This is a genomic window from Burkholderia sp. BCC0405 (assembly GCF_902833075.1).
Lineage (GTDB): Bacteria > Pseudomonadota > Gammaproteobacteria > Burkholderiales > Burkholderiaceae > Burkholderia.
Map to the genome: position 1 here is coordinate 176,838 of NZ_CADFEO010000006.1, position 15,933 is coordinate 192,770.

The window sequence follows — 15,933 nt, forward strand, 5'->3', positions numbered from 1 at the left end:
TCCTTCATTTCAGGAGCATGCGATGCGAACCTCACAACAGTCCTATATCGACGGCCGGTGGCTCGATCCGGCCGATGCGCGGTCGATCGACGTGATCGACCCGAGCACCGCGCGGCCGTATGCGCAGCTCAGGATCGGCGGCGCGGCCGACGTCGATCGCGCGGTCGGCGCGGCGAAGCAGGCGTTCGACACGTATTCGCGCTGGCCGGTGGACGCGCGCGTCGCGCTGCTGCGGCGCGTGCTCGAGATCTACCGGCGCCGCTACGAGGAGGTCGCGCAGACGATCAGCCAGGAGATGGGCGCGCCGATCGCGTTCGCGCGTGCGGCGCAGGCCGCGGTCGGCACCGCGCACCTCGAGCAGACGATCCGCGCGCTGCAGTCGTTCCGCTTCAGCACGCAGACCGATTCGCTGCTGGTGTCGCACGAGCCGATCGGCGTGTGCGCGCTGATCACGCCGTGGAACTGGCCGATCAACCAGATCGTGTGCAAGGTCGCGCCGGCGCTCGCGGCCGGCTGCACGATGGTGCTCAAGCCGAGCGAGATCGCGCCGTTCAGCGCGATCCTGTTCGCGGAGATCCTGCACGAAGCCGGCGTGCCGCCCGGCGTGTTCAACCTCGTGCACGGCTACGGGCATGAAGTGGGCGACGCGCTGTCGCGGCATCCGGACGTCGACATGGTGTCGTTCACGGGGTCGACGCGCGCGGGTGTCGAAGTCGCGAAGGCGGCCGCCGATACCGTGAAGCGCGTGCACCAGGAACTCGGCAGCAAGAGCCCGAACCTGATCCTGCCCGACGCCGATATCGAGGAGGCGGTCACGCGCGGCGTGCGCAGCTGTTTCAGCAACAGCGGCCAGTCGTGCAATGCGCCGACGCGCATGCTGGTGCATGTCGACCATCTCGCGCAGGCCGAGCAGGCGGCGCGGCGGGAGGCGGAACGCACGGTCGTCGGCGATCCGCGTTCGACGGAAACCGGCATCGGGCCGGTGGTCAGCCGCACGCAGTTCGACCGCATCCAGCACTTCATCCGGCTCGGGATCGAAGCAGGCGCGACGCTCGTCGCCGGCGGCCCCGGGCGGCCGGACGGGCTCGGCGACGGGTTCTACGTCCGGCCGACGGTGTTCTCGAACGTCACGCCGGACATGACGATCGCGCGCGAGGAAATCTTCGGGCCGGTGCTCGCGATCATGACCTACCGCACCGAAGACGAGGCCGTCGCGCTCGCGAACGATTCGGTCTACGGGCTCGCGGGCTACGTGCAGTCGAAGGATCTCGAGCGGGCGCGCAGGGTGGCGGCGCGGCTGCGGGTCGGCAATGTCCACATCAACTACCCGCCATGGAACCCGGCCGCGCCGTTCGGCGGCTACAAGCGCTCGGGCAACGGCCGCGAGTATGCGGAGTTCGGCCTCATCGAGTATCTGGAGACGAAGGGCACGACGGGGTACGCTTGAGCGACGCGCGGATGCGCTGACCGGGCGGCGGCGTCCCGCGGGAAGGGGCACCGCACCCCTGTACATCGATTGATCGACTGGGAGGAATTCGACGATGCAGATGACGGAGACGACCGAACGTTTACGCGGCGGCGCGCGCGGTGGGCCGCGTGCGATGAAGATCCTGATCGCGCGGATGAACCACGAGACCAACACGTTCTCGCCGGTGCCGACGCCGCTTGCCGCGTTCGGCCGCACCGGCCCCGACTGGGGCGACGACGCGTATCGCGCGAATCGCGGGATGCGCACCGCGATGGCCGCCTTCATCGATGCGGCCGAGCGTGAGGGCGCTGAAATCGTGACGCCGGTGTCGGCGGCCGCGAACCCGAGCGGGCCAGTCGCGGCCGACGCATATGCGGCGATCTGCGACGCGATCGTCGCGGCAGCGCCCGGCTGCGATGCGGTGATGCTCGACCTGCACGGCGCGATGGTGGCCGAGCAGAGCATGGACGGCGAGGGTGACCTGCTCGCGCGCGTGCGCGCGGTGCTGCCCGGCGCACCGATCGCGATCGCGCTCGACCTGCACGCGAACGTCACGCAGAAGATGATCGATCACGCGGACGTGATCGTCAGTTTCAAGACCTACCCGCACGTCGATATGGTCGAGACCGGCGAGCATGCGGCACGCGTGCTGCTCGACCGGCTGCACGGCCGCGCGCGGCCCGTGCTCGCGTGGCGGCAGCCGCCGCTGATGACCTCGACGCTGCGCAGCGCGAGCGCGGAAGGCGCGATGCGGCGCGCGGTGGAGGCCGCGCGCGCGGCCGAGGCCGACGGGATGCTCGCCGTCTCGGTGCTGCCCGGCTTCTCGCTCGCGGACATTCCCGCGCCGTGCATCAGCGTCGTCGTGGTGGCCGATGGCGACCGGGCCGCGGCCGACGCGGTGGCCGAGCGCATCGCGCGGCAGATCTGGGACGAGCGCGACGATTTCGTCTATCGCAGCGCGCCGCTCGCCGAATCGGTTGCGCAGGCTGCGGCGCTCGCGCGCGGCGCGGATCGCCCCGTGCTGATGCTCGATCACGGCGACAACTGCATGTCGGGCGGCCCGTGCGACACGATGGACCTGCTCGAGGCCGCGCTCGAGTATGGGCTCGACGGCATCGTCAGCGGGCCGCTGTGCGACCCGCAGGCCGTCGCGGCGCTGATCGACGCGGGGGTCGGCGCGACCGTCGCGGTACCGGTCGGCAACCGCTTGCCGTCGCACGGCGGCGTGCGGCGCGAGCCGTTCCGCGCGACCGGCATCGTGCGCGCGCTCACCGACGGCGAATACGTGATCACGGGGCCGACATACACGGGCCAGCGCGCGTACATGGGCCGCACGGCCGTGCTCGACATCGGCGCGGCCACGCTCGTCATCAGCGAGCGTACGCAGGAGCCCTGGGATCTCGGCGTGTTCGAGAGCGTCGGTGTCGATCCGCGCCGTGCGCGCTTCCTGCTGCTGAAGTCGCGGATGTATTGCCGGCCGGTGTTCGTGCCGATCGCGGCCGCGCTGGTCGAGTGCGACAGCCGCGGCGTGACGGGTTCCGACTACGGGCTGTTCCGCTACGAGCGGCTCGCGCGGCCCATGTATCCGCTCGACGATGTCGGCGAGTGGCCGTCGTCCGGCGCACAGCGGACGCAGCGGACGGATTGACGGAAACGAACCGGGCGCGAGGCGCCGGATTGGCCGGCTTTCGGGCATCATGCGGTGGCGTCGACCCGTCGAGCAGCTGGGTCGATCCATTCATTGCGTCCGCAACCGATCCGGAGAACCGACCGCCATGCATTCGAATCCATTCCGCCCGCGCAGCGCGCGCCTGCTCGCCGCGCTGACCCTCGCCACGACGGCCGTTGCCGCCCATGCCGCCGACTGGATCGTGTCCGGCAACGACGGCAAGTACCAGCGCGTCGAGGGCCGCGACACCTATCTGGCCGCGCCGCCCGCCGACACGCTGACGCTGCTCGACGCCAGCACGTTCCCGCCGAAGGTCGCGCTGCAGGTCGATGTCGAGAACGGCATCCAGGGGCCGCCGCAGGCGGTCGCGATCACGCCCGACGCGAAGCTCGCGCTCGTCGGCGCGCCGACGCGCTACGACACGGCCGCGAAGCAGCTCGTGTTCGACACGTTCCTGCAAGTCGTGAATCTCGACGCCGCGCCGGCGTCGATCGCGCGCATCGAGCTCGGCACGCATCCGCAAGGGATCGCGATCGACCGCTCGGGCAAGCTCGCGCTGGTCGCGAACGTCGACGGCAGCGTGTCGATCCTGCGCATCGACGGCACGAACGTGACGCTCGACGGCAACCTGAAGATCGGCAAGAAGCGGCTGGCCGGGATCAGCTTCACCCATGACGGCAAGCATGCGCTCGTGTCGCTGCGCGACGAGCAGGGCATCGCGGTGCTGAACGTCGACGACGGCAAGGTGACCGACAGCGGGTCGCGCCTGAGCACCGGCGTCGCGCCTTACACGATCGACGTGTCGAGCGACAACCGCTGGGCCGTCGTCAGCAACGTCGGGCTCGCGGGGCTGCCGGGCTATACGGGCACGCTGGCGGGCGACGCCGATTCGGTCGCGCTGATCGACGTGTCGCGCGTGCCGTTCCGCACGGTCCAGTACCTGACGGTGCCGTCGCTGCCGGAGGGCGTCGCGATCTCGCCGAACGGGAAGTGGATCGCCGTGCAGGCGATGGACGGCTCGAACCTGACGCCCGACAATCCGGGCCGCCACAAGATCGGCAAGGTGCTGCTGTTCGAGATCCGCAACGGGCAGGCCGTGAAGGTGAGCGAGCTGCCCGGCGGCGAAGCCGCGCAGGGCATCGTGTTCACCGCCGACAGCCGGCACGTGATCGTGCAGTTCAACGTCGAGCGGCAACTCGCGCTCTATTCGGTCGAAGGCGGCAAGCTGCACGATACGGGCAAGCGGATCGCGCTGACGGGCGGGCCGTCTTCGTTGCGCACGTTGCCGCGCTGACGCGCCCGGCATCGACTCGTTCAGTTCTGCAAGTTCATGCGGCGCCCGGATTCGCCGGGCGCCCGTCCATGCCCTTCCCGTGCGCCGCCGTTGCAACGCAGCAAATGGCGGAAGTTTGCACCCGAAGCCGCTTGACGCCGGATTGGTTGGTTAAACGAACCAACGCGGATGCCGGTTGCGCCAGCAACGTGAGCCTGGGCGCGATGGCGCCGTTCGGGAGCGTGAATGCCGGGCCGAACACGCCGCGCTACGACTTCAACGGCTCGGGCGGCTAGCTGTCGTCGGGCGGGACTGGCGGCGCGATCGACTGCTTCCGGCGTGACGCTGCACAACGGGCCGACGTTCGCGCTCTGCTGACGGTGGCGTGTGCTGCGTGATGGCGCGCAAGCGCAAGCGCAAGAGGGATCGGGAGCCAGCCGGTGAAATGCCGCGTGAATGCGCGCGGCGCTCATGGCTTGCCGGCGGCCCGGCAATCCGTTACGGCTTGAGAAACCTGTCGAGCCAGCGCGGTGTCGCCGCACGATCGAAGACGACGTGCAGCTCGGAGCTGAACGCGCCGTATTCGAGCCCGTGGCGTTGGGCGAGCAGCGTCAGTGACCGCGCGGTGTGAAACGAGAGGTGCCCGTTGCGCGGCGCGCAGTACCACCACTGATCGATGCCGCGTTCGATGATGTCGCGGTCGATCAGCGACGTCTGGAACAGCAACGCGCCGTCGGGCTTCCGGTAGCGCGCGATCTGGTCGAAGAGTTCCAGCGGCGCCGGATGATGCTCGAACACTTCGAACGACAGGATCGTATCGAACCGGCCTTCGGGCGGAACCGGGTGCGAGAACGGATCGTACGAAGTGACGTCCGCGAAGCCGCGCGACGACAGCTTCCGTTCCAGCAAGCCCAGCCCCGAGCCGAAGTCGAGAATCCGGCCTTCGCGCATTTCCGGAAAACTGCCGCAGATCAGGTCGGCGTGCTGTTGCGGACGGATCTCGAGATAGTCGGGGTCGTGGCGCGCATAGTCGGCGTTGTACACATGCTGCGCGAAATCGTCGTGCGTCCAGTCGTCGAACGCGGGCGCCCACGTGAAGCCGCATTGCTCGCAGGCGTGGTAGTAGATCGGGATGCCGGCATACGGGTCGACTTTCTTGCCGGCGATGACATCGGCGCCGCAGCGCGAAAAATCGACCAGGCCGCAGATGCGCGCCTGGGCCGAACACACTTTGCAGGCGAGGGCCGTTGGATGGCGGTTCAGGTCGCGATTCAAATTCCTGTCTCCCGTTCGCCGGCGAGGCGTGCGCGTGATGGATGGTGCGGCAGAGGCTATCACAGTCGCGTCGGCCGTCGCAGCCGCGCAGGGCGGTGCCGCCGCGCGTGCTTACGGACGCAGCAGATCGAACCCGCCGAATACGACGACACCGCTCAACGCGATCATCGCGACGGAGTGCTGGCCGAAGTAGAGAATCGCGGCCGCAAGCCACGTCGTGATGCAGAAGGCGCCGATGCGGGCCATCGTGTGTTCCTCGAATGCGTGATGAAGTGAGTGCGCGCCGAACGGCGTGCGCCGCGCGGATCGGCGCGCGGGGCATGCCGGCGGACGGAAAAGCCGGCCGCGAAGCCGCGACCGCGGCGCCAGCGCGCGTGGCGTGCCACACCCGGAAGGACGGGAGCCGAGACCGGCGGCGTCGCGCGCTCGAGCCCGGCGGCGGTCGGCGCGCGAATCCGGCCGGCGAACCGGCGATTTTACCAGCGCCGCCGTGTCGCCAATCTGGCCCTTTCGCGGCGAAAACGCGGCGATCTTCGGCCAATCCCGTCCGGCCCCGAGACTCAAGTTTCGTGTGACGAATGCCGTAAACGAATTGGAAGGCAGTTCCTGCCCTCCGTCACGATTCGACGTTTACCGACACAACCGACTCACGGACCGACACGATGCAAATCGACTTCTCCACAACCACGCGCGCCCCGCTGGCGGACGGCGGCCCGACCGCGAATACGTCGTCGGGCGCCGCGGCGACCCGCTCGACCGCGCCTGCCGCAACGTCGTCCACCGACGGCGCGACGAATCCCATCGGCGCGACGAGCACCACGAGCACCACGAGCACCACCGGCACGCAGGGTTCGACCGGCGCCACCGGCGAAACGCTCGGCGCCTCGGGCGGATCGTCGGACAGCCCGGCGGTCGCCCAGTTGAAAGCGTTGATCGACCGGCTGCAGAAACAGCTGGCCACGATCGAGCGCCAGATGGCGAGCGCGGCGCAGCGCGCGAAGGACGATCCGGCCGCCGCGATCGAACAGCAGTCGCTGAGCGCGGAAGCCGGCGCGATTTCGGGGGCGCTCGCGACCGCGATCTCGCAACTGGCGGCGGCGATCGAGAAAACTGGCGGCTCGACGGCAGGAGGGCTGGTGTCGACGCAGGCCTGACCGGCTGCGGCCGCGGCCCGCGCGGCGACCGGCCCTGTTTCGCTGCTTCGCGCGGCACCGCAAGGACGACGCAGAACGGTCCGCGACGCCGGACCGGTTCGACGCATCCGCCGCAGTCGCCGCGGCGGTCGGCGAAACGATGCGCACGCAACCGGATTGCAGCGCGCGGGATCCCGCGGCGATCGCCGTACCGGTCACGATCGTGCCGGGCGAGCACGATGAAATCATCCGGCCCGACCGTGGGCCCGCGCATTCGTCGCCCGGGGCTCACACCATCGCGTTGTCGCTGCCCGGAATCTCGTGCGCCTTGATCTGCTTCCGGTGCAGCTTGTACAACAGCTTGCCGAGCATGCCGTCCTCGTGGCACGCGCGCGTCATGTTGAGCACGTATTCGTCGTCGGGTGCGACGGCCTGTGCGCCCATGATCCAGCGCACGCTTTCGCGGTAGTTGTAGTGCGACTTGTCGCGGCCGCCGCAGAGGAAACCCGATAACGCGGCCATCGCCGCCGGATGACCGCCTTCGGCGTGCCGCCGCAGTTCGTCGATGTAGCGCTGGCGGGAATGCGCGTCGTCGCGGGCGAAGCCGAATGCGCCCGCGCGGTGTCCGTAGCCGCGCAGGATCACGGCCGCCGTGCACGCGCGCGTCGGGATGCCCGTTCGATCGCGCCGCGTACCCGCGTATGCGGATCTGACAAGACTTATCTCTTAAGACTTATCTCTTTTTCACCGATTTTCGAAGCGGTGCGATTCGGCCGTCGGATTGCATGCTGTTAAAACCGACAGGTTTTCCGGGAAACCGGCGAACGTTCGTGGAACGGCGTCCGGGCAAGGCAAGGCTTCGGGTATCTCATTAGTTTTTCTTTAGGCTCGCGCAACATATCGTCGATTGTTGGCGGCGCGCCGACAGGCGATAGTCCTGCTTCGGCAGGCCGGCCATGCGGTTTCAGCATGGCGCGGCCGGATCCGTTGTCCACGCAACCATCAGATATCAAGGGAACCGCAACCATGCGATTCAACGCGACACGCTTCGCCGCGACCCTGCTCGTCGCCGCGTGCGCCGCCGCCACGGCCGGCCGCGCGGCCGCCGCCACGCAGGACGACCTCCACGACACCGTCACCCGCCACATCGCGCCGCTGATGAAGCAGTACGCGATTCCCGGCATGGCGGTCGGCATCGTCGCCGACGGCAAGCCCTACGTGTTCGACTACGGCGTGATGTCGACGCAAACCGGCAAGCCCGTCACGGGCGATACGCTGTTCGAAATCGGCTCCGTCAGCAAGACACTGACCGCGACACTCGCGGCCGACGCGCAGGAGGGCGGCGAACTGTCGCTCGCGGACCCGGCTGCCAAGTACCTGCCCGCGCTGCAGGGCAAGCCGTTCGGTGTCTTGACGCTGCTGCAGCTCGGGACGCACACGTCCGGCGGCATGCCGGTGCAGGTGCCGGACAGCATCCGCGACGACGCAGGCCTGATCCGCTATCTCGACGCGTGGCGGCCCGCGCATGCGCCGGGTACGTACAGGACGTATTCGAACGTGTCGGTCGGCATGCTCGGGTGGCTCACCGCGAAGGCGATGCACAAGGATTTCGCGGCGCTGATGGAGCAGCGGCTCTTTCCCGCGCTCGGCATGACGCACACGTACATCGACGTGCCGGAAGCACGCCAGGCCGACTATGCGCAGGGCTATACGCAGGACGGCAAGCCCATCCGGATGACGGGCGGGATGCTGTGGCAGCCGGCGTACGGCGTGCGGACCACGGCGGCCGATTTGCTGCGCTTCGTGCAGGCGAACATGGGGCTGACCGGAACCGCGCCGCGCCTGCAGCGCGCGCTCGAACGCACGCATACCGGCTATTTCCGCGCGGGGCCGCTGACGCAGGACCTGATCTGGGAACAGTATCCGTATCCGGTCGCGCTGCCGACGCTGCTCGAAGGCAACTCGATGAAGATGCTGCGCGACGGGTTGCCGGCCACCGCGATCAAGCCGCCGCTCGCGCCGAGCGCGGATACGTGGATCAACAAGACGGGCTCTACCAACGGCTTCAGTACCTATGTCGCGTTCGTCCCGTCGAAGCGGATCGCGATCGTGATGCTCGCGAACCGCAGCTATCCGAACGAGGACCGCGTGAAGGCCGCGTACGGGATCCTCGCGGCGCTCGACGGGCGGCGGTAACGTTGCCACCGACGAGCCGGCCGTTCCACGTGGCCGGCTCTCCCCAAAAAAACCGATACCTGTATCGGCGCTAATGCCGTTCAGTTAAGACCTGAACGGCATTTTTGTTTTTAGGGTTGGAGTTGTAAACGGAGCGGCAAGCTGTTAGCGTTGGTCGCGATGCTAAGCGACCACCTGACCTTCCTATTGGATGCAGCGCTCGCCGACCTAAGTCGGCTGGGCGAGCATCTGCCGCAGGAGTGGATCGAGCAGGCCATTGATGCCACGGGCACGGCCAGCATTCGTCGCCGGCGCTTACCGGCCGAACAGGTCGTGTGGTTGGTCATCGCTCTGGCGATCTACCGCCATTGGTCCATCAGTGAGGTGGTCGACAGCCTCGATCTGGTGTTGCCCAACGAAGCCACGTTCGTCAGCAAGAGCGCCATCGCCCAGGCGCGGCAGCGATTGGGCGACGCGCCCATGGCCTGGCTGTTCGAGCGAACCGCGCAAGCTTGGTGCGAGCAAGACGCGGCACGCCACGCCTTCAAGGGGTTGAGCTTGTGGGCCATGGACGGCACCACGCTACGCACGCCAGATAGTCCGGCGAATCGCGAACACTTTGGCGCACAGGGCTATGCCAGCGGCAAGGTGGCGAGCTATCCGCAGGTGCGGGCCGTGACCCTGACTTCGATTCCGACCCATCTCGTTGCAAACATTGCGTTCGGCCGCTACGACACGAACGAGATGCTGTATGCCAAGCAATTGCTGGAACAGATTCCGGATCACTCGCTGACGGTCTTCGACAAGGGCTTTCTGTCCGCCGAGATCCTGTGCGGCATGAGCGCAGGCGAACGTAATCGCCACTTCCTGATTCCTGCCAAATCCAATACACGCTGGGAGGTTGTGTCTGGCAAACCCGAGGATGCCTTGGTGCGAATGCGCGCGTCACCGCAGGCGCGGCAGAAGTGTCCAGAGTTGCCTGAATGGTGGACGGCTCGTGCGATTCGTGTGGTTGATGCCGGAGGCCGCGAGCGGATACTGCTGACTTCGTTGACCGATCGACGTCGTTTCGAGGTGGCGGATCTGGATGCCTGCCACGAACGTCGCTGGCAGGTCGAAACCAGCTATCGCGAACTCAAGCAATCCATGCTTGGCAGCGAACTGACGCAACGCAGTCGGACTGTCGAGGGCATTTATCAGGAAATCCGGGGCGCCTTGATCGCCTACAACCTGATCCGCCGCGAAATGGCCAGTGCTGCCTTCGAGGCCAAGTGCGAGCCGACCGAACTCAGTTTCGTCTGCTCCTTCCATCTCATCCAGCACGAGATGATGTGGGCTGCACGTACGCCAGCATTGGCCAAGCTTCCCGCCGTTCTCAAACGACTGCGCGAGCACCTCAAACTGCTCATCAACGTAAAACGGCCCGACCGCAAATGCGATCGGGCCGTCAAATCCCGTCCGGCTCGTTATGCCGTTCGATATCTTCGGAAAGACCTTAACTGAACGGTATCAGGGCGATGCCCGGTCTTTTGCAGAAGCGGGGCCGGTACGGGCCGCCGCCACCTGTTCGGTTCACATCCGTTGATGCGAGCGCGGAACCGAATTGATCATGAACTCGCCCATCTGATAGCGCATCGCGATTTGCCGGATGCCTTGTAGGTCGTCGGGCTTTTGCGGACCGATCACCATATAGTGATCGCCGGTCCCGCCTTTCATTTCGACATACTCGTGCCAACTCTTCTCGTTGGTCGAGTCGATCTTGACCTTGGTGTCCTTGTTGTCGGGAAAGATCAGAACCTTTCCCTGCGCGTTGATCTGATTGATCATCTCGACGGCAGCCTGCTCGGTCATGTCCTCCGGGTAACCATTGCGATTCTGCATCACATGGACGAGGAAATCGCGCTGTCCATCCGTCTCGACCATCTTGCGCAACACGTTGTTTCCGACGTCGAAGCGAAGCACCTCCTGAAGGTTCTCCTTGGCGCCCGGCTTGTTCCAGACCGAAGCAATTTTGTTTTGCGCGGCGATCTCGTGCCCGGTCGTCAGATAGAATCCTTTGCCGAATTCTCCCTCTCCACTGTCCACCTTGACCTGTTTTTGATCGAAGTGGCGCAGCGCACTCGGCCGGGTGACGTGTGCGAGGGAGGTCGTGGTCGCCGGGTCCAGTTCGGTCGGAACCGCATGCGCCGTGGGTGTTCCAAGGTTCCAATTCTTCGGGAACCCATTGTTGGAGGGGTCCATTTCACCGGGGAAAACACGAAACGGGCTCGTGGTCTCGCCGAAAAATTGCACACCGGGCCGAGAGTTGTTCACTTGCTTGAGGTGGTCGATAAGTTCTTTCGGAGAGCTATATTGTTTGAGGGGATCCGTTTTCTCGATGAATCTGAGCGCCTCCTGGAGCCTCGGAGGGAGTTGTTTTCCTGCCGCTACGTCGCCCGCCGACGTGCCGGCTTTCGACGCGTTGGCTGCATACCATTCCGCCCAGTCTTTGGCGCCTCCTCTCGTCGGCGCCGGTGAAAAGCGGGTTTCCGGTGCGGGTTCCGATGCCGATGACGCGCGTGCCGAGGGCAGGGGGGCCCTGTTCGTTACCAGTGTCGCCGTACTCGAATGAGGCGTCAAAGCCTGGAGCTGTGGTGACGATCCGCCTTCCGATACGCTCCCGCCGGGACGCGAATTGTCGGGGCGCGCGGCGATAACCTGGGATGTTTCCAACTGCCGCATGCTCGATGACGAACGGTTGATTCCCGGCGGGCTGCTCATGGCCAATTCTCCATTTTGAGACGTGTGAAAGCCAGGCTCATTGCGATCGTCCTGGCGAGTGCCTGACTATCGCCCAGCGTTTCCGGCGCACTTGCGCCACCCGCGAATCCGCGCACTGAAATCCGAAGCGCGATGGCGACCCGGCGCGTCATGCGATGCGATTGAAAAAAAACGCCACCCGTTCTATCGGGTGGCGCTGCTAATGAAAAATGCCGTTCAGTTCTTAACTGAACGGCATTACTGTATCGGCGTGCTTCTGCAAAACGAAATACGTGCGTCGCATCCCCTGAGCAGAATCCGGGCCGATCTGCGGGCGTGTCCGGATAGTCCGGTCGGGGGGGGCATGCGGAAGACCACGCTCGCGCGGCTGCGGTGCCGGCTGACCTTGGCTGGCCCGCTCGGCGCGTGCGGCGGGGCAACCTGGATGGCGCGGGCGCGGCAGGCGCGTCGGCTCGGCATCGAATCACGCCGCCAGCTTCTGAACCTGCTGCTGGAGCATGGCGTGCTCGATGCGTCGTCTACCCGGAGAGGCATTGCGCGATCGCGCTACGATAGCGCTGGCGCGAAACACGAGGAGAGCCGATTGAGCATCAGATGGGATGGAATCACGGGCGCCGACGTGCTCGGCGAAGCCGAGGTCGCGCGCCGGCACGCGTTGGCCGATGCGGCGCGCAACGGCGACTGGGCGACGATGCTGGATCTCGTTGCGAAACAGCCGGGGCTCGTCAACGCGACACGGCTGGGCGGCACGTCGCGCTATACGCCGCTGCATCAGGCTGCCTGCGGCGGCGCACCGAAAGAGGTTGTCGTCGAGCTGTTGCAGCTCGGCGCATGGCGCATGCTGCGCGATGCACATGGCGCGCGCCCGGTCGATCTTGCCGAGCGGCGTGGGCATCGACATCTCGTCGATCCGCTGACGCCGCAGCCGCGGCGCTTCGTACCCGACGCAACGCTGCGCGACATCCAGCGCCACTTCCACGAGACGATTCTCGGCCGCATCGCACACTTGCGCGTCGACGCGCTGCGCCTGCCCGAACTCGAACCGCTGCTCGAACTCGATGGGCAGGCCGAACGCGCATGGTTCGCGGTGCCGGGCATGTACGGCGGATTCGGCTACGTGCTGCGCAACGACGGCGCCGCGGCCGTGCTCGTGTCCGAAAGCTGGAGCCGCGTGGCCGGGGGCTCGGGCCAGCGGCACGAGATCACGGCGCAGGGTTGTACGCTCGTCGACGAGGGCTTCGTGTGACGGCCTTGCGCCGCCACGTGAGCGCTCAGGCGACCGCCGTGTCCGGCGCGGCGACCGCCGCCGCACCGCGCGCGGCCGACGCCCGCGCCGCCGCTGCGCCCACCAGCCGCCGATAGCGCGCGAGCGCCCACAGCGGGAAGTACGCGGTATAGCCGTGGTACTTCAGGTAGAAGATGCGCGGGAAGCCTGGCGCGTTGTGCGAGCGGTGCCACCAGAAGCCGTCTTCCTGCTGGACCGACTGCAGATACGCGATGCCGCGCTTCACCGAATCGGATTCGCAGTCGCCGAACGCCATCTGCGCGAGCAGCGCCCACGCGGTGAAGTTCGACGTGCTCTCGCCGCCATTGGTGCCGCCCAGCTTCGGATCGATGTAGCTGTCGTTCGTCTCGCCCCAGCCGCCGTCCGCATGCTGCCGTGAGCGCAGCCATTCGATCGCGCGTTGGATATACGGCTGCGACTTGTCCTCGCCGGCGAGCGCGAGGCCGGCCAGCACGCTCCACGTACCGTAGATGTAGTTCGTGCCCCAGCGGCCCCACCAGCTGCCGTCGGGCTGCTGCGTGCGCTTCACGTAGTCGATGCAGCGCGCGAGCGATGCGCGTTCGTCCGCGCGTTTCGTCACGCCGAAGCACAGCAGCACGCGGCCCGACACGTCCTCGGTCGGCGGATCGAGCAGCGCGCCGTGATCGGCGAACGGGATCGCGTTCAGGTACATGCGGTCGCAGTCGGCGTCGAACGCCGCGAAGCCGCCGTTGCGCGATTGCAGCCCGCGCATCCAGTCGAGCGCGCGCGCGACGCGCGGCGCATACGGGTTCGTACCGTCCGCGTTGCAATGCGTGCGGCCGCGGCGATCGAGCATCGCGGTGACGACCGCCGTGTCGTCGATGTCGGGGTAATACGGGTTCGCGTACTGGAACGCCCATCCGCCCGGCTGGACGCCGGCCGGGGCGTTCTCGATCCAGTCGCCGCGCAGGTCGTTCACCTGGCGTTCGGCCAGCCAGTCGTATGCGCGCGCGATGCGCTCGTCGAGTGCGCGCCGTGCATCGCCCGGCTCGCCGTCTTCCGCCACCGCCACGCCGCGCGCCTGCTCGAGCGCCATCGTGCTCCACGCGGTATCCCACACCGGCGACAGGCACGGCTGGCAAACCATGCTCCCGTCGGGCCGCGTGACCAGCAGCTTTTTGAGCGCATCGTCGCAGTCGCGGCGATGCGGGTGATCGTCCGGGTAGCCGAGCACCTGCATCATTTGATTGGCATACACGATCGGCGGGAAGATGCCGCCGAGCCCGTCCTCGCCGTTCATGCGCTCCGCGCACCACGCCTCGGCATGGCGGATCGCGCGCTGCCGCAGGCCCTTCGGCATCAGCGGCTCGACATGACGCACGGTGCGGTCGAGCGCGAGGAACAGCTTGCGCATGCCGCGCGCGGGCGGGAAGTAGTGACGCTCCTCGTCCGGCGGCGTGACGAACAGCTCGCGGATCGAGACGTTGCGCGGATTGCGGGCGCGCGCCTTCAGCGAACACAGCACGAGCAGCGGCACCATCGTCGTGCGCGCCCAGTACGCGACCTTGTACATCGAGATCGGCACCCACTTCGGGAACAGTACGAATTCGACCGGCATGAACGGTGTCGCGCGCCACGGCACCTGGCCGAACGTCGCGAGCAGGATGCGCGTGAACACGTTCGAGCGCGCCGCGCCGCCGAGTTTCAGGATCGCGTCGCGCGCGCGGATCATGTGCGGCGCATGCTCGCTGTCGCCGGCCGCCTTCAGCGCGAAGTACGCCTTCACGCTGCACGACACGTCCGGATCGCCGTCGACGTACAGCGCCCAGCCGCCGTGCGTGTCGAGCCGCTGGTTCGCGCGCAGGTAGCGCGCCATCTTCTCCTGGCGGATGTCGTCGATCTTGTCCATGAAATGCATCATCAGGATGTATTCCGCGGTGATCGTCGCGTCGGATTCGAGTTCGAAACACCAGCTGCCGTCGGGCTGCTGGAGACGCACGAGGGCGTCGCGTCCACGGGCGATGGCGGTGTCGAGCGCGGACCAGGGGGAGGAGGTGGGTGTCGTCATGCGGCGGATCATACCATCCAGCCGGAATGTTTATATCGAGACGCTCGGTGCTACCATCCGCACCATGAAAAAACACCTCGAACCCGCGCCGCACGCTGCGTCCGCGCCCGCCGAACCGGCTGGAACGGCCGGCGCGCGGGCGCCTGAGGCATCGTCGGCGCCGGCTGTCGCCACCGCCGGCGTGCGTCGAAAAAAAGCACCCGATCAGGTGCGCGCGCAGTTGCTGGCGGCCGCATCGGAGATCGCGACACATCACGGCGTGGCCGCGTTGACGCTCGACGCGGTGGCCGAGCGCGCCGGCGTGACGAAGGGCGCGCTGCAATATCACTTCGCGAACAAGCAGGGGTTGCTGGATGCGCTGTTCGGTCAGGCCACCGAGCGGTTCGCCGCGCAGATGGCCGCGCGGGTGGCGGCGGATGCCGGCGGGGCCGGTGCGGCGGCGCGGGCGTACGTGCATGCGGTGCTCGACGAGTCGCATCCGGCTGCGAGCACCGATGTGCTGCGCGTGCTGGTTGCGTCGATGATTACCGACCAGGACACGCGCGAGCGATGGTCGGTGCCGATGCGCGAATGGACGCGGCCCGACCCGGTGCCGCTCGAGCAGGCCGCGACCTTGATGATTTGCCGGCTCGCCGCCGACGGGCTGTGGATCTCGAAACTGCTCGACAGCATCGAGGTGTCGGCCGAGTTGCGCGCGGAGATCGTCCGGCAGCTCGACGCGATGAGCCACGGCGTGTTTCCGAAGGGGCGCGACGGCGCCGCGTGATGCATGCGTCGCGGCGCGTGGCCGCCCTGACGAGCGCGCGACGGCCGGCTTGCGCGCGCTGCTGGCTTCGCGGGGCGGGCGTTCGACTCACGCGCCGAAT

The 15,933-nt window shown here is 67.2% G+C and carries 14 protein-coding genes; 9 read left to right on the forward strand and 5 right to left on the reverse strand.

Annotation, left to right across the window (positions count from 1 at the left end; translation table 11 throughout):
- Window positions 1–22 precede the first annotated feature (22 nt).
- The 4 genes from HWX36_RS11975 (at window position 23) to HWX36_RS37610 (ending at window position 4,706) form a co-directional block, all read left to right on the forward strand.
- Window positions 23–1,447 (forward strand): aldehyde dehydrogenase family protein, encoded by a 1,425-nt coding sequence (locus HWX36_RS11975; RefSeq protein ID WP_175952309.1) that lies wholly within the window; start codon window positions 23–25, stop codon window positions 1,445–1,447.
- Between the two features lie 154 nt (window positions 1,448–1,601).
- On the forward strand, window positions 1,602–3,116 hold the full coding sequence (locus HWX36_RS11980) for a M81 family metallopeptidase (RefSeq protein ID WP_175952482.1): 1,515 nt from the start codon (window positions 1,602–1,604) through the stop codon (window positions 3,114–3,116).
- 127 nt (window positions 3,117–3,243) lie between these two features.
- On the forward strand, window positions 3,244–4,431 hold the full coding sequence (locus HWX36_RS11985; RefSeq protein ID WP_175952310.1) for a beta-propeller fold lactonase family protein: 1,188 nt from the start codon (window positions 3,244–3,246) through the stop codon (window positions 4,429–4,431).
- Window positions 4,432–4,577: 146 nt separating this feature from the next.
- Window positions 4,578–4,706 carry a hypothetical protein gene (locus HWX36_RS37610; RefSeq protein ID WP_279613387.1) on the forward strand — a complete coding sequence of 43 codons (129 nt, stop codon included), beginning with the start codon at window positions 4,578–4,580 and terminating at the stop codon, window positions 4,704–4,706.
- Window positions 4,707–4,908: 202 nt separating this feature from the next.
- On the opposite strand, the gene HWX36_RS11990 is transcribed toward HWX36_RS37610, so the two are convergent.
- Both HWX36_RS11990 and HWX36_RS37615 read right to left on the reverse strand, forming a co-directional pair.
- Complete coding sequence (locus HWX36_RS11990) at window positions 4,909–5,685, reverse strand: class I SAM-dependent methyltransferase (protein ID WP_175952311.1); 777 nt, start codon at window positions 5,683–5,685, stop codon at window positions 4,909–4,911.
- Between the two features lie 111 nt (window positions 5,686–5,796).
- Window positions 5,797–5,931: a hypothetical protein gene (locus HWX36_RS37615; RefSeq protein WP_006405345.1), complete on the reverse strand. Its 135-nt coding sequence runs from the start codon at window positions 5,929–5,931 to the stop codon at window positions 5,797–5,799.
- 416 nt (window positions 5,932–6,347) lie between these two features.
- Between HWX36_RS37615 and HWX36_RS11995 the strand changes: the two genes are divergently transcribed.
- Window positions 6,348–6,839, forward strand: coding sequence for a hypothetical protein (locus HWX36_RS11995; RefSeq protein WP_175952312.1), 492 nt, complete (start codon window positions 6,348–6,350; stop codon window positions 6,837–6,839).
- Between the two features lie 267 nt (window positions 6,840–7,106).
- Here the strand turns inward: HWX36_RS11995 and HWX36_RS12000 are convergent, their stop codons facing one another.
- Entirely contained in the window at window positions 7,107–7,463 is a 357-nt protein-coding gene (locus HWX36_RS12000; protein WP_244136394.1) for a hypothetical protein, read from the reverse strand.
- Between the two features lie 381 nt (window positions 7,464–7,844).
- Here HWX36_RS12000 and ampC point away from each other — a divergent pair, with 381 nt between their 5' ends.
- Complete coding sequence (ampC, locus tag HWX36_RS12005; protein WP_175952313.1) at window positions 7,845–9,014, forward strand: class C beta-lactamase; 1,170 nt, start codon at window positions 7,845–7,847, stop codon at window positions 9,012–9,014.
- Between the two features lie 159 nt (window positions 9,015–9,173).
- On the forward strand, window positions 9,174–10,496 hold the full coding sequence (locus HWX36_RS12010; protein ID WP_175952314.1) for an IS4 family transposase: 1,323 nt from the start codon (window positions 9,174–9,176) through the stop codon (window positions 10,494–10,496).
- A 69-nt stretch (window positions 10,497–10,565) separates the two neighbouring features.
- Here the strand turns inward: HWX36_RS12010 and HWX36_RS12015 are convergent, their stop codons facing one another.
- On the reverse strand, window positions 10,566–11,753 hold the full coding sequence (locus HWX36_RS12015) for a hypothetical protein (protein WP_175952315.1): 1,188 nt from the start codon (window positions 11,751–11,753) through the stop codon (window positions 10,566–10,568).
- Window positions 11,754–12,336: 583 nt separating this feature from the next.
- Here HWX36_RS12015 and HWX36_RS12020 point away from each other — a divergent pair.
- Window positions 12,337–12,999, forward strand: a complete 663-nt coding sequence (locus tag HWX36_RS12020; protein ID WP_175952316.1) for an ankyrin repeat domain-containing protein — start codon at window positions 12,337–12,339, stop codon at window positions 12,997–12,999.
- A gap of 25 nt (window positions 13,000–13,024) precedes the next feature.
- On the opposite strand, the gene shc is transcribed toward HWX36_RS12020, so the two are convergent.
- On the reverse strand, window positions 13,025–15,079 hold the full coding sequence (gene shc, locus HWX36_RS12025) for a squalene--hopene cyclase (protein ID WP_175952317.1): 2,055 nt from the start codon (window positions 15,077–15,079) through the stop codon (window positions 13,025–13,027).
- A gap of 52 nt (window positions 15,080–15,131) precedes the next feature.
- On the opposite strand from shc, the gene HWX36_RS12030 reads away from it, so the two are divergent.
- On the forward strand, window positions 15,132–15,833 hold the full coding sequence (locus HWX36_RS12030; protein WP_175952318.1) for a TetR/AcrR family transcriptional regulator: 702 nt from the start codon (window positions 15,132–15,134) through the stop codon (window positions 15,831–15,833).
- Window positions 15,834–15,933: the final 100 nt, after the last annotated feature.